The 16,625-nt window shown below is 72.0% G+C and carries 17 protein-coding genes; 12 read left to right on the top strand and 5 right to left on the bottom strand.

Features of this window, described 5'->3' with window-relative positions; all coding sequences use genetic code 11:
- Nucleotides 1-12: 12 nt before the first annotated feature.
- Nucleotides 13-1,335 carry a mechanosensitive ion channel family protein gene (locus V1351_RS14305; protein ID WP_338748863.1) on the top strand — a complete coding sequence of 441 codons (1,323 nt, stop codon included), beginning with the start codon at nucleotides 13-15 and terminating at the stop codon, nucleotides 1,333-1,335.
- A gap of 13 nt (nucleotides 1,336-1,348) precedes the next feature.
- On the opposite strand, the gene V1351_RS14300 is transcribed toward V1351_RS14305, so the two are convergent.
- From V1351_RS14300 to V1351_RS14290, 3 genes are read right to left on the bottom strand one after another with little or no spacing between them, the layout of a single operon-like run.
- Nucleotides 1,349-1,783, bottom strand: coding sequence for a DUF1330 domain-containing protein (locus V1351_RS14300; RefSeq protein ID WP_338748862.1), 435 nt, complete (start codon nucleotides 1,781-1,783; stop codon nucleotides 1,349-1,351).
- A gap of 44 nt (nucleotides 1,784-1,827) precedes the next feature.
- Nucleotides 1,828-2,916, bottom strand: coding sequence for an acyl-CoA dehydrogenase family protein (locus V1351_RS14295; RefSeq protein WP_338748861.1), 1,089 nt, complete (start codon nucleotides 2,914-2,916; stop codon nucleotides 1,828-1,830).
- A 2-nt stretch (nucleotides 2,917-2,918) separates the two neighbouring features.
- Nucleotides 2,919-4,094 carry an acyl-CoA dehydrogenase family protein gene (locus V1351_RS14290; protein ID WP_338748860.1) on the bottom strand — a complete coding sequence of 392 codons (1,176 nt, stop codon included), beginning with the start codon at nucleotides 4,092-4,094 and terminating at the stop codon, nucleotides 2,919-2,921.
- A 135-nt stretch (nucleotides 4,095-4,229) separates the two neighbouring features.
- On the opposite strand from V1351_RS14290, the gene V1351_RS14285 reads away from it, so the two are divergent.
- The 3 genes from V1351_RS14285 to V1351_RS14275 are packed head-to-tail and all read left to right on the top strand — an operon-like array spanning nucleotide 4,230 to nucleotide 7,681.
- Nucleotides 4,230-5,282 carry an FAD-dependent oxidoreductase gene (locus V1351_RS14285; RefSeq protein WP_338748859.1) on the top strand — a complete coding sequence of 351 codons (1,053 nt, stop codon included), beginning with the start codon at nucleotides 4,230-4,232 and terminating at the stop codon, nucleotides 5,280-5,282.
- A 9-nt stretch (nucleotides 5,283-5,291) separates the two neighbouring features.
- Nucleotides 5,292-5,981 carry an LppX_LprAFG lipoprotein gene (locus V1351_RS14280; protein WP_338748858.1) on the top strand — a complete coding sequence of 230 codons (690 nt, stop codon included), beginning with the start codon at nucleotides 5,292-5,294 and terminating at the stop codon, nucleotides 5,979-5,981.
- A complete protein-coding gene (locus V1351_RS14275; protein WP_338748857.1) occupies nucleotides 5,981-7,681 on the top strand; it encodes an MFS transporter in 1,701 nt (566 codons plus the stop codon). The genes V1351_RS14280 and V1351_RS14275 overlap by 1 nt, the downstream gene beginning before the upstream one ends.
- On the opposite strand, the gene V1351_RS14270 is transcribed toward V1351_RS14275, so the two are convergent.
- On the bottom strand, nucleotides 7,643-8,521 hold the full coding sequence (locus V1351_RS14270) for an alpha/beta fold hydrolase (RefSeq protein ID WP_338748856.1): 879 nt from the start codon (nucleotides 8,519-8,521) through the stop codon (nucleotides 7,643-7,645). The genes V1351_RS14275 and V1351_RS14270 overlap by 39 nt on opposite strands.
- A complete protein-coding gene (locus tag V1351_RS14265; RefSeq protein ID WP_338748855.1) occupies nucleotides 8,518-9,336 on the bottom strand; it encodes an exodeoxyribonuclease III in 819 nt (272 codons plus the stop codon). Before V1351_RS14265 ends, V1351_RS14270 begins: the two co-directional genes overlap by 4 nt.
- A gap of 102 nt (nucleotides 9,337-9,438) precedes the next feature.
- On the opposite strand from V1351_RS14265, the gene V1351_RS14260 reads away from it, so the two are divergent.
- The 8 genes from V1351_RS14260 to V1351_RS14225 all read left to right on the top strand — a co-directional run bounded on the left by V1351_RS14260 (nucleotide 9,439) and on the right by V1351_RS14225 (nucleotide 16,599).
- Nucleotides 9,439-10,191, top strand: coding sequence for a dienelactone hydrolase family protein (locus tag V1351_RS14260; RefSeq protein ID WP_338748854.1), 753 nt, complete (start codon nucleotides 9,439-9,441; stop codon nucleotides 10,189-10,191).
- Nucleotides 10,188-10,952, top strand: a complete 765-nt coding sequence (locus V1351_RS14255; RefSeq protein WP_338748853.1) for an SDR family NAD(P)-dependent oxidoreductase — start codon at nucleotides 10,188-10,190, stop codon at nucleotides 10,950-10,952. Before V1351_RS14260 ends, V1351_RS14255 begins: the two co-directional genes overlap by 4 nt.
- A 101-nt stretch (nucleotides 10,953-11,053) precedes the next feature.
- Nucleotides 11,054-11,608: an orotate phosphoribosyltransferase gene (pyrE, locus tag V1351_RS14250; protein WP_338748852.1), complete on the top strand. Its 555-nt coding sequence runs from the start codon at nucleotides 11,054-11,056 to the stop codon at nucleotides 11,606-11,608.
- A gap of 181 nt (nucleotides 11,609-11,789) precedes the next feature.
- Nucleotides 11,790-12,821 carry an ABC transporter substrate-binding protein gene (locus V1351_RS14245; RefSeq protein WP_338748851.1) on the top strand — a complete coding sequence of 344 codons (1,032 nt, stop codon included), beginning with the start codon at nucleotides 11,790-11,792 and terminating at the stop codon, nucleotides 12,819-12,821.
- Nucleotides 12,822-12,825: 4 nt separating this feature from the next.
- Nucleotides 12,826-13,818 (top strand): FecCD family ABC transporter permease, encoded by a 993-nt coding sequence (locus V1351_RS14240; RefSeq protein ID WP_338748850.1) that lies wholly within the window; start codon nucleotides 12,826-12,828, stop codon nucleotides 13,816-13,818.
- Nucleotides 13,815-14,876: a FecCD family ABC transporter permease gene (locus V1351_RS14235; RefSeq protein WP_338748849.1), complete on the top strand. Its 1,062-nt coding sequence runs from the start codon at nucleotides 13,815-13,817 to the stop codon at nucleotides 14,874-14,876. Before V1351_RS14240 ends, V1351_RS14235 begins: the two co-directional genes overlap by 4 nt.
- Complete coding sequence (locus tag V1351_RS14230) at nucleotides 14,876-15,736, top strand: ABC transporter ATP-binding protein (protein ID WP_338748848.1); 861 nt, start codon at nucleotides 14,876-14,878, stop codon at nucleotides 15,734-15,736. Before V1351_RS14235 ends, V1351_RS14230 begins: the two co-directional genes overlap by 1 nt.
- Nucleotides 15,733-16,599, top strand: a complete 867-nt coding sequence (locus V1351_RS14225) for a siderophore-interacting protein (protein WP_338748847.1) — start codon at nucleotides 15,733-15,735, stop codon at nucleotides 16,597-16,599. The genes V1351_RS14230 and V1351_RS14225 overlap by 4 nt, the downstream gene beginning before the upstream one ends.
- Nucleotides 16,600-16,625: the final 26 nt, after the last annotated feature.

Here is a 16,625-nt window from a genome sequence, read left to right as displayed (position 1 = left end):
CCAATATGCACCATGGCATCAAGCTCAGGTGACTTCGCCGCCGCTGAGTGGGTGGGGGACTTCCTCGGTCTCCCGCCGCTGCAGGAGGCCGAATTGGCTCCGCTCGCTGCGGCGATCGTCATCGGTGCCCTCGCCCTCGTCGCCGGCTGGATCGTGTGGCGGTGGATTCGGACGTGGCTGGAGATGCTCGCCGACCGTGTGGCGCCGGGACGCGAGAGGGACCAACTCGACAGCACCCGCTTGGCCAAGGGATTCGGTCAGGCGTCGGCAGGGGTCCTGCTGTCGTTCGTCGCAGCCGTGGGGGCGTGGCCGGCCTACGCGGAGTTCGCCTTCGACGTCGCGATCACCGTCGCCGTCGGGTTGTCCGTCTACTTCATCGTGGCAGGGGTCTTCGGGGCCAGGTCGGTCGCGCGAGCCGCGGCCGTCGTGGTTGCCGCAGTGACGATCTCCCGACGCTACGAGCGGCTGGATGTCATCGGGGACTCCCTCGATGCGGTCTCCTTCACCCTCGGCTCCATGGACGTCTCGCTGCTGGATCTGCTGAACTTCGCCGTTGGGATCCTCGCGCTCTATGCGACGGTCAAGGTGCTCGACCGGGTGGCTCGCACGGTGATCCACTCCCGCACCACTCTCGACGCATCGCAGCGTGAACTGGCCGAAAAGCTGACGATGATCATCCTCAGCGCCGTGGCCGTCTTCGTGGCCATCGACCTGGCCGGTATCAACACCGCGGCGCTGTCGATCTTCTCCGGAACGCTCGGCGTGGGCCTGGGCTTCGGTCTGCAGAAGGTCGTCTCCAACTTCACGGCCGGCATCGTGCTGTTGTCGGACCGGTCCGTGAAACCGGGCGACACGATCGTCATCGACACGGCCGACGTCGCGGGCGAGGTCACGAAGGTCGGTACGCGCGCCGTCTCGGTACTCACCCGCGACGGCAAGGTACACCTCATCCCCAACGAGACCCTCCTGACGGAACGCGTCGAGAACTGGGGGTACGAGCAGCATCGCGTGCGGCTGCGCATGCCGATCAGCGTCATGATCGGCAGTGACTACGACCTCGTCCAACGGCTCATGGTGGACGCCGCGCGGGGCCACGAGCGAGTTCTCGCCGAGCCGCCCCCCCGGGCTCGCATCACGGCCGTGGCCGACAACGGAGTCACCCACGAACTGCGGTTCTGGATCTCCGACCCGGAGCAGGGTCTGGGCAATGTGCGCAGTGCCACCTACCGCCGGATCCTCGATTCCTTTGCCGAGCACGAGGTGCTCCTGTCCAATCCCTCGATGGAGATTGCCGCCCCTGCGCCCCCCTCGCAGCCCCTGACTCCGCACGACTGACCGGCGAGACGGCTCAGGCGAAGGCTGCCCCTCCCTCACGCGGATCGAACCTGATCAGTCGGCTGTCCGCGACCGCAGCCGTTCGGTTGATCACCGCTCGCTGGTACTCCTCGTCCGTGATCATCGCGAAGAAGGCTGCGGCAGAGGGGTACTCGGCGATGAATCCGGCATCCCACCTCTCCTCGGGCGGCCCGGTCAGGGTGACCTGGGGTTTGCCGCGCCAGATGATCTGTCCACCGACACGCTGGAGGACGGGACCGCTCGTCCGGCCGTACTCGCGGTAGGCATCGGCCCCGCTCCAGTCCTTCCCGGCGTTGTCGTGATCCGCGGGGTAGGACGCCTTCTCCCGGTAGCGGATCAGGTTGAGCATCTGGATCGGTTCGTCGCGCGGGAGCGACTTGAACAGGTCGAATGCCTCCCTGCTCGGATCGACGTGAGCTGTGCTCATCGCGCCTCCTGTGTCGTGTGGCCGGGCCGGGGCCGTGGTGTGGCTCAGCCGAGGATGGTGACGTCGTCGTGATCGCCGATGCGGCCGGCCAGCTCGGCGAGGTGCGAGCGGCGGTCACCCCACGTGCGGGTGATCGTGGTCAGCCGCGCGGTGAGGTGGCCGACCGGGTGCTCGGCGGTGACGCCGATACCGCCGTGCATCTGGATGGCCTCCTGGCCGGCCAGACGGGCAGCCGAGTCGACGACGACCCGAGCGCGCAGGACCGCGTCGGTGTCCAGCGGCTGCTCGTCGGCCACCATCGCGGCGAACAGGGTCGCGCTGCGGGCCAGCTCGAGCCGGGCGTACATGTCAGCGGCCCGGTGGGTGAGCGCCTGGAAGCTGGCCAGGGGACGGCCGAACTGGGTGCGCTCCGTCAGGTACGTCGTGGTCAGCCGCAGGGCCTCGTCCATCGCGCCGATCGCTTCGGCGCACAGGACGACACCACCGACGGCCAGGGCCTCGCGCAGGGCCGCCTCTGCCCGCTCGCCCCGGGCGAGCACGGTCGCCGGTGTGGCGTCGAACGCGACCTCCTCCGTCGTGGCGCCCGACTGCGGGACGAGGAAGACCCCGGTACCGGCATCCGTGGCGGCGGTCACCAGGAGGTGCGTCGCTGCCGGTGCGTACCGCACCGGAGCCTTCGTCCCGGTGAGGGACCACTCGTCGCCCGAAGCGGTCGCCGTGACATCCACCGGGGTGGGGGACCACGCACGCAATGGCTCGGACAGGGCAGGGATCGCCAGCACGCTCCCGTCGGTCAGGCCGCCGAGGATCTCCCTCCGGAGGTCGTCCGGGGCCAGGGCGCGGACGAGGGCCCCTGCAGCCACGGTCTCGGCCAGTGGCGCCTGCAGTCCGGACCGCCCGAGCTCGGTGGCCGCGGCCGCGAGGTCCGCGACGCCTGCGCCCACGCCGCCGTCGTCCTCGGGCCAGGTCAGGCCGGGGACGCCGATCTCCACGAGCGCATCCCACAGCGCGGGATCGTGGACGGCCGGCGCCGCCGACGCGCCACGCTCCGCCGCCGGGGAGCCGTGTCGCCGTAGTGCGCCGCTGACGGCCTGCCCGAGGGCCTGCTGCTCGTCGGTGGGGGTGAAATCCATGGTCAGCCCTTCAGTCCGAGGATGGTCGCTGCGACGATGCCGCGCTGGACCTCGCTGGATCCGCCGTAGATCGTCGCCTTGCGGTAGTTGAGGTAGGTGGGCACGCTCGAGCTCGCCCATTGCGGGACCGACTCGAGCCCGTCCCAGGCCAGGGCCATCGGGCCGCTGATGTCCACGGCCAGCTCGAGGACGTCCTGCTGCAGCTCGGACCCGCAGAGCTTGAGGATGGACGAGGCCGGGTCGGGACGACCGTCGGTCGAGCCACCGGAGACCCGCACGGCCGTCAGCTCGATCGCCATCAGCTCGGCCTCGAGCTCGGCGAGGCGAGCGCCGATGGCGGGATCGTCCACGAGGGTCCCCTCGCCGCACCTGACCTGGCCTGCGTGGTCCTTCAGGTCGGCGAGCCACCGTTTGATCAGGCCCGTGCTCGCGACGCCGACCCGCTCGTTGCCCAGCAGGAACTTCGCGTAGTCCCAGCCGCGGTTCTCCTCGCCCACGAGCTGCTCGGCCGGGACACGGACGTCGTCGAAGAAGACCTCGTTGACCTCGACCCCACCGTCGAGCGTGCGGATCGGTCGGATCGTCACACCCTCGCTGCGCATGTCCAGCAGGATGAAGGAGATGCCGACCTGCTTCTTCGGCGCGTCCGGGTCGGTGCGTACGAGTGCGAACATCCAGTCGGCGTGCTGGCCGAGCGTGGTCCACGTCTTCTGTCCGTTGACGACGTAGTCGTCACCGTCGCGGACGGCGGTCGTGCGCAGCGAGGCGAGGTCGGAGCCGGCGCCCGGCTCGGAGAAGCCCTGGCACCACCAGATGTCCAGACTGGCCGTCCTCGGCAGGAACCGGGCCTTGAGCTCCTCGGACCCGAAGGCGGCGATCACCGGCCCGACCATCGAGGTGTTGAAGGGCAACGGCGGTGGCACACCCGCCGCTTGGAGCTCGCTGTTCCAGATGTGCATCTGGAGAGTGCTCCAGTCCCGACCGCCCCACTGCGTCGGCCAGTTCGGCACGGCCAGACCGGCCTCGTCGAGGGCCGCTTGGCTGCGGCGGAAGTCCTCCGGCTCCACGGTGGCGCCGGCGAGGACCTTCTCGCGCAGGTCCTGGGGGAACTCGGTGGTGAAGTAGGTGCGCATCCGTTGCTGGAATGCGGCGTCGTCCGACGAGAGGCGCAGGTGCATGACGGCCAACGTAGTGCGGGGTGCGGCTGGTGAACACCCCCGCCCACGGGCCGGGCTCCGCAACGGTTGCCGGCGGTCGCCCGGTGAGGACGCGGGAGAGGAGGATGACGCCATGCACCTCGAGGCGACGCGTACATGACCGAGCACGTGCTCGTCGTCGGCGGCGGCATCGCCGGGCTGACCCTGGCGGCGGCGCTCGACCCGTGCCGCTTCCGCGTGACGCTCGTCGAGGAGCGACCGGAGCGCGCCGGGGCGGGGACCGTCCTTGCCCTGTGGCGGGGTGCGATGGCGGACCTCGACCGCCTCGGCGTGGGGCAGCGGATCCGCACCGCGTCCGTCACGTCCGATCACGGGACCCTGCGCGACGCCCGCGGCGGGGTGCTCGTCCGGCACCGCATGCCGCAGCTGTGCTTCGCGCCGCGACCCGAGATCGTCGGCGCCCTCGAGGCGGCTCTGCCGACCACGGCCACCCGCCTCACCCGCGAGGTCACCGACCCGGACGCGCTCGCGAGCGAGGTCGGCGCCGACCTCGTCGTCGGTGCCGACGGGGTGCGCTCGGTCTGCCGACAGACCGCCTTCGCCGGGACCGCTCCCGTGGTCACCGACTGGATCGCCCTGCGCGGTCACCTCCCCGGGCCACGACCGCAGGGCCCGACCGAGTGGTGGGGTCCCGGCGGTGTCTTCGGGGTGACACCCGGTCCGCACGGTGCGGCATGGTTCTGTGCCGTTCGCGCCGATCAACCCGACCCGGGTCTCCAGGCCCCGCCCCTCGACGAGGCCCTGGCCCTGGTGACCCGCCGGTTCGGCGACTGGGACCCCCTTCTCCAGCGGGTCCTCGCCGGTGCCGGGCCTGACGCGGATGTCCAGCGCATCCTGCTCGCGCCGCCCCTGCGGCGCAGTGCCGTCGGGGGCCTCGTGCTCATCGGTGACGCCGCGCACGGGATGGCGCCCAACCTCGGGCGCGGGGCCAACGAGGCCATCCGTGACGCCGATGTCCTCGCGCGGATGCTCCACCACCACGGCGCGAAGGGGGCGTCCCCCGCCTTCCACAGGCGGCGGCACGCCACGACCCAGGTGCTGCGTGCGGCCTCGTCGGTGGCCCTGCGGACGGCGACGACGAGACGGCTTGCCCGTGTGCGTGATCACGTGGTGCGCGCGCTGCCCCAGCAACGCCCACCCACGGGCTAGCGTGTGCCCATGCGACGACGTGCCGTGCTGGTCGGCCTCCCCCTCGCCCTGACCCTGGTCAGCGGGTGCTCGGTCTTCGAGGAGACCACACCCCCCGACGAGGCCCTCGCCACGGCCCGGGAGAGCTTCGTCGATGCGGGGACCGTCGCCTTCGACCTCAAGCAGTCGGCGATCCCCCAGGGCCGCAACGGCGTCTCCGCAGCCTCCGGGTCGGGCATCATCGATGCGACGACCCCGAAGTTCCGCGGTCAGGTCACCGGCGTGATCAACGGCAACTCGGCCGGAGTGGAGATCATCGCCGTCGACACCAAGACGTGGATGTCCTTCTTCACCCAGGACTTCAACCCCGTCGACATGGCCGACCTCGGCGCGCCCAACCCGGCCGAGTTCTTCCGCGTCGGCAGCGGCGTCGACCAGATCCTGGCGACCTCGACCGACGTGGAGGTCGGCGAGCAGGTGCGCGACGGCAAGACCGTCCTGCAGGAGTACACCGGCACCGTCCCGGCGAAGGACATCCAGCGCCTGTTCAACCTCGGCGAGACCGCCACCGAGTTCGACGTCACCTACGGCATCGAGCCGGAGAGCGGCGAGCTGCGCGCGGTCATCATCAACGGCGACTTCTACAAGGAGAAGCCGACGACCTTCGCCCTCGACCTGAAGGACTACGGCAAGGACGTCGAGATCAGCGCACCCAAGTGATGGGTGCCTCTGCGGCAGAGAGGTCCCCGCAGCTCGGAGCCCGTCCCCGGACGCTGCTTGCCCTGGCCTCCACGGCCGTCGCCCTGGCCGCGGCGGACACCTACGTCGTCGTCCTCGCGCTGACCGACATGATGGCCGGCGTCGGCCTGGGTCTGGACAACCTCCAGCGTGCCGCCCCGATCATCTCCGGCTTCCTCCTGGGCTACGTCGCCGTCCTGCCGCTCATCGGTCGCCTCGCCGACCTGGTCCCCCGCTCGCGGATCCTGCTGGGCTGCCTCGTCGTCTTCGTCGTCGGCTCCGGCGTGACCGCACTGGCGGTCGACCTCGACGTCCTCGTCGCCGGTCGCATCGTCCAGGGAGCCGGCGGGGGAGGGCTCGTGCCCGCGACACTCGCCCTCGTGGCCGACCTCTGGCCGCCGGGGCGCCGCGGCATGCCGTTGGGCATGGTCGGCGCGGTCCAGGAGCTCGGCTCCGTCCTCGGCCCACTCCTCGGCGCCGCCGTCCTCGTCGTCGCGGACTGGCGGGCGATCTTCTGGCTCAACGTCCTCCTCGGCGTCCTGCTCTTCATCGCGATCGCCGTGGTCTCGGGGGAGAGGCGTCGACCCCCCTTCGCCCCGACGCTGCTCGGTGTCGTCGCCGTCGGTCTGCTGTGGCTCACCCTCGCCGCGCCCGCCGTGCTGGCGACCGACGTCGTGCTGGGCATCCCCTTCGTGCCCCTCGTCGGGGACAGCCGGGTGCTCACCCCGATCGGGGCCGTCACGGCGGTGCTGCTGCTCGTGCTCGTGGTCATCACGCGCGGTCGCTGGTGGCCGCCGCTGCGGGTGAGTGATCTACCCGGCGCCCTCCTGCTCGGGACCGCGTTGGGGTGCATCATCCTCACCTTCGCCTCCGCCGACCCGGAGACCGAGGTCGTCGGCCCGCTCGGCTACGCACTCCTGCCGATCGCGGCCGTCAGCGCCGGGCTCTACGTCTGGCGCCACCGGCGTGCCGACAACCCGCTCGTGCCGCGCGGCACCGTCCGGGGTCGCACCCCGTGGGCACTGGTCGTCTCATTCCTCGTCGGCGTCGCGCTCGTCGCGGTCGTCGTCGACGTGCCCCTCTTCTCGCGGCTGACGACGGGCGGGTCGCAGACCGAGGCGGCCATGGAGCTGGTGAAGTTCCTCCTCGCCGTGCCCGTCGGCGCCCTCGTCGGCGGCTGGATCCTGCGCTGGATCGGCGACGGACTGTCCGCGGGCCTCGGGCTCGCCCTGGGTGCGGGCGGCCTCGTCGTGATGTCCGGGTGGCAGCGGGGCTCGCTCGAGGAGCTCTCCGCGACGATCACGCTCGCGCTCGTCGGCTTCGGGCTGGGCATGGCGCTCGCCCCGGTCAACGACGCCGCGCTCGCCGACTCGCCGCAGGACGCCCACGGCACCGCGAGCAGTCTCGTCGTGGTGGCCCGGATGGTCGGGATGGTCGTCGGTCTCGCCCTGCTCACCGGGGTCGGGCTGCACCGGTACTACGAGGCCGTCGCCGCGATGACACCCGAGCAGCAGACCGATGGCCGGGCGTTGCTCGACGCGGCGCTGCTGCAGGTGCACACGGTCTTCCTCGGCGCTGCCGGCGCCGCACTCGTCGGCGCGATCGTCGCGCTCGCCCTGCTCGGGATCCGGCGCAGGGAGGGGTCAGGCGCGCTGGCCCGCGGGTTCGGCGTCGAGGAGTGACTCGATCCGCGAGGCGAGCAGGCCGCTGGCCTCGTAGGTGATCATGTGTCCCACCCCGGGCACCAACCGGAAGGTCGCGCCCGGGATCGCCGCCGCCAGACGTCGACCCGCCGAGACCGGCGTGAGCCGGTCGCGGGCACCGGTGACGATCTCCGTCGGTATCGAGGCGAAGGGGGTCAGCCCCGACCGCAGGTCGAGACCCACGATCGCGTGGTACCAGGCGGCGACGACGTTGGCCCGGGTACGACTGGTCATGTGCGCGGTGGCGCGCACCGCTTCCGGGTCGGGGTCGTCACCGAAGAGATTGGCTGCGGTCAGGCGGGGTGTGGTGGGCAGGCCGCGAACGCCCGCGGGTAGACGACTCAGGACGCCCATGGCGATCCGTTCGCCGGGGATCCCCCGTCGGCCCGGCAGGTGTGCTGCGGTCCCGACGAGGCCGACGCCGCGGACCCGCTCGCGCATCAGGTCGGGGTCCAGCTCGGCCAGCGCCATGATCGTCATGCCGCCCATGGAGTGGCCGGCGAGGACGACGTCGCCCTCGGGGGTGGTCTGCTTGATGACGGCGCGCAGGGTCGCACCGAGGTCGACCAGGTCGACGCAGCGCTCGCGGCCCATCGTCGACTGACCGTGCCCGGGTTGGTCGTAGCTGATGATCCGCAGGTCGGGACGCCGCCGTCGCAGCTCGGCGACGACCCGGTCCCAGGCGCTGAGGGTCAGGCACCAGCCGTGCGCGAGCACGAGCGTCGGGCCGCTCCGATCGGCGACCGGTGGGTGCTCCACGACAGCGATGCGCGCGCCGTCAGGCGCCTCGACGGTCAGCCGGTGGGGCTGCGGGATCACGTCGTCACGCGCTCGGCGGCCGCGCCGTCGTCACCGTCGAGACCGACGATCACCGGGGCGTGGTCGCTGGCGCCCTTGCCCTTGCGCTCCTCCCGGTCGATGGCCGCACCGGAGACGCGCTCGGTGAGACCGGCCGACCCGAGGACGAAGTCGATGCGCATGCCGCGGCGCTTGGGGAAGGCCAGCTGCTGGTAGTCCCAGTAGGTGTAGGTGCCCGGTCCGGGGGTGTACGGGCGCGCGACGTCGACGAAGCCGTCGTCGAGGAAGGCGTTGAAGGCGGCCCGCTCCGGCGGCGAGACGTGCGTCTTGTCCACGAAGTACTCCATGGACCAGACGTCCTCGTCCTGCGGGGCGACGTTCCAGTCCCCGCACAGGGCCAGCGGAGTGCCGTCGGCGGCCCAGTCACCGGCACGCTGCCGCAGCTGCTCCAGCCAGGCGAGCTTGTAGTCCATGTGCGGGTCCCCCAGGGCGCGGCCGTTGGGGACGTAGAGGGACCAGATGCGCACGCCGCCGCAGGTGGCGCCGATGGAGCGGGCCTCGGGGGCGACCGGATCGCCGAAGCCGGGGTCGCCGTCGAAGCCGATGGCGATGTCGTCGAGCCCGACCCGGGAGAGGATCGCCACGCCGTTCCACTGGTTGAGGCCGTGGTGGGCGACCTCGTACCCGAGGTCGGTGAAGCGCTGATACGGGAACTGGTCCTCCCGCGCCTTGGTCTCCTGGATGGCGAGCACGTCGACGTCGCTGCGGTGCAGCCATGCCTCGACGCGGTCGACGCGGGAGCGGATGGAGTTGACGTTCCAGGTCGCGATACGCACGAGCGCCACCCTAGCCACGGCCGGTCACCCGGGTGGACCCGGCCATGGCGGCCGCCCGGGTCGTCTGGCGCACCCCGCGGCCCGGGTCGTAGGTTCGAAGTCATGCGACCCTTCATCGACATCCCCGCGGCCGACGGCACCGCCGAGGCGATCGTGGCGCGACCCGACGAGGGCGCCCATCCCGGCGTGCTGCTCTTCATGGACGCCATCGGGCTGCGGCCCCGCATCGAGGAGATGGCCGACCGGATCGCCTCCTGGGGGTACAACGTCCTCGCCCCCAACACCTTCTACCGCCTGGGCACCGCTGCCCAGACGTCACCGCCGGCCGGCACGGACCTGACCGACCCCGCCCAGCGGGCCGAGTACGGCGCGGTGAGCATCCCCCGCGTCGGCACGTTGACGAAGCAGCGCGTCGAGGCCGACCTGCCGCGCTACATCGCTGCCCTGCGCGCTCTGGCCGGTGTCGCCGACGGCCCGATCGGCGTCACCGGGTACTGCATGGGCGCGACGTTCGCCACCCGTGCCGCCGGTATCGACCCGGGCGTGGCCGCCGTCGGCGGCTTCCACGGTGCGGCGATCGCGACGAGCGACCCGGACAGCCCGCACCTGTCGCTTGCCGACGCGAAGGCGGCCTTCGTCTACGGTCACGCCGACCAGGACCGCACCAACCCGCCCGAGGACGTCGCCCGGTTGGACGCGATGCTCGCCGGGCGCGGTCTGCGGGCGCGCACGGCGGTCTACCCGCACGCCCCGCACGGCTACACGATGAGCGACACCTCGAGCTACCAGGAGGCGGGAGCCGAGCGGCACTTCGCCGAGCTGCGCGAGCTCTTCGACGCCGCGTTGCACGCATGACGGCGCTGGTCACCGGGGCGAGCGCCGGTATCGGTCGGGAGTTCGCGGAGCAGCTCGCTGCGAAGGGGGATGCGCTCGTCCTCGTCGCCCGCGACGGCGCACGGCTGGAGTCGGTCGCGGCCGGGCTGCGAGCGAGGCACGGTGTGGCCGTGGAGGTCCTGCCCGCGGACCTGTCCGACCGGGACGCGCTGGAGCAGGTGGCCCGGCGGCTGCGCGACCCGTCCCGGCCGGTCGACCTGCTGGTCAACAATGCCGGGTACAGCCTGGGCACCCCCTTCGTCGACAGCGACGTGCGCGCCGAGGAGCAGCTCCTCGACGTGCTCGTGCGCGCCGTCCTCGTCCTCAGCCACGCCGCCTCGACGGCGATGGTCGCTCGTGGTCACGGCCGGATCATCAACGTCTCCTCGATCGCCGGTCTCCTCGCGAGCGGCACCTACGCGGCGGCCAAGTCGTACGTGACGACCTTCAGCGAGTCGCTGGCGGGACAGCTGACGGGCACCGGCGTGACGGTGACCGCGCTGCTGCCGGGGTACGTGCGTACGGAGTTCCACGAGCGCGCGGGCATCGACAAGGGCGAGCGCGCGGGTCCCTTCTGGCTGGACGCGAGCGGCGTGGTCCGGGACGCGCTCACCGATGCGCAGGCCGGCAGGGCCATCTCCGTGCCGAGTGCGCAGTACAAGGCGATCGTCGGGATCGTGCGGCACATCCCCCGGGTCCTGCTGCGCAGCCGTCGGGTCAGCGTCCGGCACCGCCCGACCTGAGCTGCGGCCGCGACCCGTGGCCCGCGCCGCCGCAGGGCGCTCTACCCGCAGGTCACCTCCGGTCCCGGCTGATGCATCGCACGTGTCCTTACACTGACGGCGTGACTGACATCGCCGCCGACCGCACCCGACTGCTCGAGATCGTCAAGGAGAAGGCGATCGTCCACGGACGGGTCACTCTCTCCTCCGGCACGGAGGCCGACTACTACGTCGACCTGCGCCGCATCACCCTGGACGGCGAGGCCTCGCCGCTGGTCGGGCGCGTGCTGCTCGACCTGGTCGCCGACCTGGACTTCGACGCCGTGGGCGGGCTGACCCTCGGCGCCGACCCGGTCGCCACCTCGATGCTCCACGCGAGCGCGGCGCGGGGGGAGCGGTTGGACGCCTTCGTCGTGCGCAAGGCCGGCAAGGCCCACGGGCTGCAGCAGCGCATCGAGGGCCCCTCGATCGAGGGGCGTCGCGTGCTCATCGTCGAGGACACCTCGACGACCGGCTCCTCCCCGCTCGAGGCCGCCACGGCGGCCCGGGAGGCCGGGGCCGAGGTCGTTGCCGTCGCGACGATCGCCGACCGGGCCACCGGCGCCGCCGAGAAGTTCGCCGAGGCGGGTCTGGAGTACCGCCACGTCTTCGGGCTGGTCGACCTCGGTCTGGCCTGACGCCCCCTTCCCTCCTCCACGAACGAACGAGAGCCTGCAGCAGTTTGGTGAGCCAGCCGCAGTACGTGGTGCTGCTGGCCATACGAACTCGAGCCTGCAGCACTTCGTGGGCCGGGGTTGCGCAGTGAATGAGGTGACCCTAAGTTAGGCACGGCTTGCCTAACTTACGAAAGGTCTCACCGTGTCCCCGAATCGTCGTGCAGTACTCGCTTCGACGCCTGCGGTCCTGCTGGCCCTGTCCGCCTGCTCGACCGGCTCCGCCGCTGACACCACGGCGAAGGGGGACACGTCGCCCTCCGCGGAGGCCGGCGCCTTCCCCGTGACGATCACGCATGCCTTCGGCTCGACCGAGATCACCCGGGCGCCCACGCGCATCGCGACGGTCGGGTGGAACGACCAGGACGTCGTCGCCTCCTTCGGGGTCGTGCCCGTCGGAGCCACCAAGATCACCTGGGGCGGGAACGCGCAGGGATCAACCCCGTGGTTCGACGAGGCCGTGCAGGAGATCGACCCGGACGCCGAGGTCGTGCGCTACGACGACGCGGACGGCGTCCCCGTGGCCGAGATCGCCACGCTGGCGCCCGACCTGATCCTGGGCGTCAACTCCGGGCTGACCAAGGAGGAGTACGACAAGCTGTCCACGATCGCGCCGACCGTGGCCTACCCCGAGCTCGCCTGGGGGACGCCCTGGGAGGAGAGCGTGGCGATCATCGGCAAGGCCATCGGCCAGCCCGACGAGGCCGATCAGCTCGGTCGGGAGACCAACCGGCTCATCGACGACGCGGTCGCGAAGAACTCCGCGGTCAAGGGCACGTCCGTCGCCTGGGCCTCCTTCAGCCCGACCGACACGTCCACGATCGACATCTACACCAGCATCGACCTGCGCCCGCAGCTGCTGCGCCGATTCGGCATGGAGGACGCCGGGATCGTCAAGGAGAACTCCGACGGGGACGCCTTCTTCTTCTCCGTCTCCGCGGAGAAGGCTCAGGACATCGACGCCGACGTCCTGATCTTCTACGCCGAGGACACGCAGATCGAGGACCTGAAGTCCGACCCGCTGCTCGGCAGGATCCCCGCGATCGAGCGAGGGAGCTTCGTCGCGTCCGCCGACAACACCGTCGCGATGACGATGTCCTCACCGTCGCCGATCTCCATGGAGGTCGCGGTGACGCAGTTCCTGCCCCTGGTGGCCGACGCCGCGAAGGCCGTCTGAGCGCATGACCGGCGCCACGCGCACGGGTGCCGTCGCGGTGGGGGGCGCCGTCCTCCTCGCGACGGTATCGCTCGCGTCGCTGCTCTACGGGGCGGAGCCCGTCCCCGCCGGTGAGGTCCTTGCCGGCATCCGTGACCTGGATGACAGCGCGGCCGCCGGCATCGTCACCGCCCGGGTCGACCGGACACTCATCGCGCTCGTGGTCGGTGCCTGCGTCGCCATCGCGGGCACGGTGTTGCAGGGGCTGACCCGCAACCCGATCGCCGAGCCCGGCATCCTCGGGCTCAACTCCGGGGCAGCGCTGCTCGTCGTCATCGGCATCCGCTTCGGGCTCCTCGACGGTGTCGTCGACTACCTGTGGACCGCGTTGGTCGGGGTGATCATCGCCGGACTCGTGGTGCACACGATCGCGGCGACCGTCCCCCTTCGCCATCAACCGATGACCACCGCCCTCGCCGGCGCGGCGATCATGGCTGCCAGCTCGAGCATCATGGTCGGCCTGCTCCTCGCCGACGACACGGCGCTCGACCTCTTCCGCTACTGGCAGGTGGGCTCCGTCGCGGGCAAGGACGCCGGGCTGATCCTGCCGATCCTGCCCTTCGTCCTCGTCGGGTTGCTGCTGACGCTGACCTCCGGACGCACCCTCAACGCGATGGCGCTCGGTGACGACGTCGCCCGCTCCCTCGGTCAGCGGGTCGTGCTCGCCCGCGGTGGGGCGCTCGCCGGGGCGCTCCTGCTCACTGCGGCCGCGTGCGCGCTCGCCGGCCCGATCGCCTTCGTCGGTCTGGCCGTGCCGCACCTGCTGCGGCTCCTCGGTGGGCCGGACCACGGCCGGCTGCTCATCGGCTCGCTGCTGGTGGGCCCTGCCCTGGTCATCGCGGCGGACACCCTCGGCCGGGTCATCGCTCCGCCCGGCGAGGTCCAGGTCGGCGTGATGACCGCCGTCGTCGGCGCTCCGGTGCTCATCCTCCTCGCCCGGCGGGCGGTGCGCCGATGAGCACACTGACCACCGCACCGGACCCCACGTCCGAGACAGCGCAGCTCGTGCGTCGAGCGCGGCGTCACCGCTCGCGGCGGGCACTGCGCCGCACGTCGGCCCTCGGCCTGCTCCTCGCCGCCGCCGTCGTCGTGCGGGTCACCCTCGGCGACTACACGGTCACCATCCCGGACACGCTGCGGATCATCGGCGGCGCCGACATCCCCGGCGCGAGCTTCATCCTCATGGAGTCCACACTCCCGCGGGCGGTGGCCGCGGTGCTCGCCGGTGCCTCGCTGGCCGTCGCCGGCGGCGTCATGCAGGACCTCATGCGCAACCCCCTGGCCAGCCCGGACATCCTCGGCATCAGCGGCGGAGCGTCCACCGCGGCCGTGTTCTCGCTGATCGTCCTCGGTCTGTCCGGGCCGGGCGTCACGATGGTGGCCTTCCTCGGAGCCCTTGCCGTGGCGGCCGTCCTCGTGGGCATGAGCAGCGGGGGAGCGAAGGGGGGTACCCACGCCCTGATCATCGTCGGGGTCGGTTGCTCCGCGCTGCTCGTCGCCCTGACCCACTGGGTGCTGCTGCGCGCGGACGTCTACCGACTGTCCGAGGCGATGGTCTGGCTGACCGGGTCGGTTGCTGCCGCGAGCTGGACCGAGATCGCTCGCCTCGCGGTGCTCGCCGCCGTGGCCCTGCCGGCGATGCTCCTGCTGCACCGACAGCTGCGCGTGATGATGCTCGGCGACGACCTCGCCGCCGGGCTCGGCGTCGCCGTCGAACGCCACCGGGCGCTCGCGATGCTCGGGGTCGTCCTGCTCGTCGCGGGCACCTGTGCCGTGTGCGGACCGATCGCCTTCGTCGCGCTGCTGGCGGGCCCGATCGGTCGCCGGCTGCACCGGGGCCGTACCCGGCTCGTCGACATCGCCCTCATCGGCGCGCTGATGGTGGTCGTCGCGGACTACATCGGCGCCTACCTCGTGCCCGGCGGCGGGAACCTGCCCGTCGGCGTGGTCACCGGCCTCGCCGGTGCCCCCTTCCTCCTGTGGCTCATCGTCACCCGAACCCGAGTGGAGACCTGATGACGGCTAACACGCACACCCCGCCCGTGACGCCGGCGGCCGCCGGGGCGACGGGGCAGACCCCCTTCGCCCCGGCCCGACTACGCGCCGACTCGGTCAGCCTCGGCTACCGCGACCGCATCGTCGTCGACCGGCTCGACCTCGACGTACCCGACGGCGCGGTGACCGCGATCGTCGGGCCGAACGGCTGCGGCAAGTCCACGCTCCTGCGCGGGCTCGCCCGGCTGCTGCCCGCGCGCGGCGGGCGGATCGTCCTCGACGGCCGTGACCTGGCCAGGACCCCGACGAAGGCCGTCGCCCGCAGCATCGGCCTGCTGCCGCAGGGGCCGATCGCGCCCGAGGGCCTGACGGTCGCCGAGCTGGTCGCCCACGGCCGCCACCCCCACCAGGGGCTCCTGCGGCGGGCGAGCCGCGAGGACGACGCGGTCGTCGCCGAGGCGTTGGAGCTGACCGGGACGACCGGGCTCGCCGAACGGGTCGTCGACGAGCTGAGCGGCGGCCAGCGACAGCGGGTGTGGATCGCGCTCGCCCTCGCCCAGCAGCCGGACATCCTGCTGCTGGACGAGCCGACATCGTTCCTGGACATCGCGCACCAGATCGAGGTGCTCGACCTCGTGCGCTCGCTCAACCGCACGCGTGGCACGACGGTGGTCATGGTCCTGCACGACCTGGCCATGGCGGCCCGCTACGCCACCCATCTCGTCGCGGTGCGCGACGGCCGGATCCTCGCCCAGGGTGATCCGTGCACCATCGTCACGCCGGACCTCGTCCACGAGGTCTTCGACGTGCGCTGCCGCATCCTCACCGACCCGGACACCGGCACCCCCGTCGTCCTCCCCCGACCCCAGGAGCAGTCATGACCATCGCCGAGCTGAAGGACCGCGTCCTCTTCGGGGTCGCCCGCCGCCTGCAGCGCAGGGAGATGGCCGACGTCGCCGAGCGACAGGGCCACGTGCAGTTCGGGGCGAGCGTCGCCGCGGTGGCCGACCTCAACGACTCGATGCGACGGATCACGCTCGCAGCGCCGGAGCTCACCGGATACGACCTCGCGGGGCCGGACGAGTACTTCGGGCTGCTCATGCCCGGGGCGGACGGGCGGCTGCACCTGCCGGACGCCAAGCGGGTCAACGTGCGCGCCGCCGTGGCCGAGATGGCCGAGGCCGAGCAGCCCGGGCTGCGTTGGTACACGATCCGTGGGCTGCGACGCTCCCGCGGTGAGGTGGACGTCGACATCGTCACCCACGGCGACTGCGGTCCCGGCTCGGCCTGGGCGTCGCGGGCGCGAGTCGGGGACCCGGTCGGATTCCGTTCCGGGGGAGCGCTGTACACGGCCTTCGACCCGCCGCGCCAGCTCCTCGTCGCGGACGAGACCGCGGTCCCGGCACTCCTGGCGATCCTCGAGGAGCGGGAGCGAAGGGGGCTCCCCGGCCCGGGCGAGGGCCTCGCCGCCCACGTCGAGGTCCCCTCGACGGCACTCCTCGACGGCGTCGGGGTGCCCGCCGGGATCACCGTGCACGAGCGCGGTGACGCCGACCCGGGCACCGCGGTGCTCCCTGCCCTGGTTGCCGACCCCTCGGCGACGACAGGTCTCGACTACGCCTGGGCGTGCGGCGAGTCCGGTCTGGCCACCTCCGTGCGCCGGCATCTCGTGCAGCAGGTCGGCATGGACAAGAAGGCGATCACCTTCTCCGGGTACTGGAAGCTCGGTGCCGCCCGGGGCTGACTCCCACGTGAGTCGGGGCAGGGGCG

Origin of the sequence: Janibacter sp. A1S7 (assembly GCF_037198315.1) — a bacterium.
Lineage (GTDB): Bacteria > Actinomycetota > Actinomycetes > Actinomycetales > Dermatophilaceae > Janibacter > Janibacter alittae.
This window is presented reverse-complemented; position numbering and strand designations above follow the sequence as displayed.

Excerpts from the sequence above, each read along its gene's own strand:
- V1351_RS14280 (WP_338748858.1), top strand. The coding sequence starts at position 5,292 with ATGCGACGACGTGCCGTGCTGGTCGGCCTCCCCCTCGCCCTGACCCTG.
- V1351_RS14275 (WP_338748857.1), top strand. The coding sequence starts at position 5,981 with ATGGGTGCCTCTGCGGCAGAGAGGTCCCCGCAGCTCGGAGCCCGTCCC.
- V1351_RS14290 (WP_338748860.1), bottom strand. The coding sequence starts at position 4,094 with ATGCACCTGCGCCTCTCGTCGGACGACGCCGCATTCCAGCAACGGATG.
- V1351_RS14240 (WP_338748850.1), top strand. The coding sequence starts at position 12,826 with ATGACCGGCGCCACGCGCACGGGTGCCGTCGCGGTGGGGGGCGCCGTC.
- V1351_RS14260 (WP_338748854.1), top strand. The coding sequence starts at position 9,439 with ATGCGACCCTTCATCGACATCCCCGCGGCCGACGGCACCGCCGAGGCG.
- V1351_RS14305 (WP_338748863.1), top strand. The coding sequence starts at position 13 with ATGGCATCAAGCTCAGGTGACTTCGCCGCCGCTGAGTGGGTGGGGGAC.
- V1351_RS14300 (WP_338748862.1), bottom strand. The coding sequence starts at position 1,783 with ATGAGCACAGCTCACGTCGATCCGAGCAGGGAGGCATTCGACCTGTTC.
- V1351_RS14285 (WP_338748859.1), top strand. The coding sequence starts at position 4,230 with ATGACCGAGCACGTGCTCGTCGTCGGCGGCGGCATCGCCGGGCTGACC.
- V1351_RS14235 (WP_338748849.1), top strand. The coding sequence starts at position 13,815 with ATGAGCACACTGACCACCGCACCGGACCCCACGTCCGAGACAGCGCAG.
- V1351_RS14295 (WP_338748861.1), bottom strand. The coding sequence starts at position 2,916 with ATGGATTTCACCCCCACCGACGAGCAGCAGGCCCTCGGGCAGGCCGTC.
- V1351_RS14230 (WP_338748848.1), top strand. The coding sequence starts at position 14,876 with ATGACGGCTAACACGCACACCCCGCCCGTGACGCCGGCGGCCGCCGGG.
- V1351_RS14255 (WP_338748853.1), top strand. The coding sequence starts at position 10,188 with ATGACGGCGCTGGTCACCGGGGCGAGCGCCGGTATCGGTCGGGAGTTC.
- V1351_RS14225 (WP_338748847.1), top strand. The coding sequence starts at position 15,733 with ATGACCATCGCCGAGCTGAAGGACCGCGTCCTCTTCGGGGTCGCCCGC.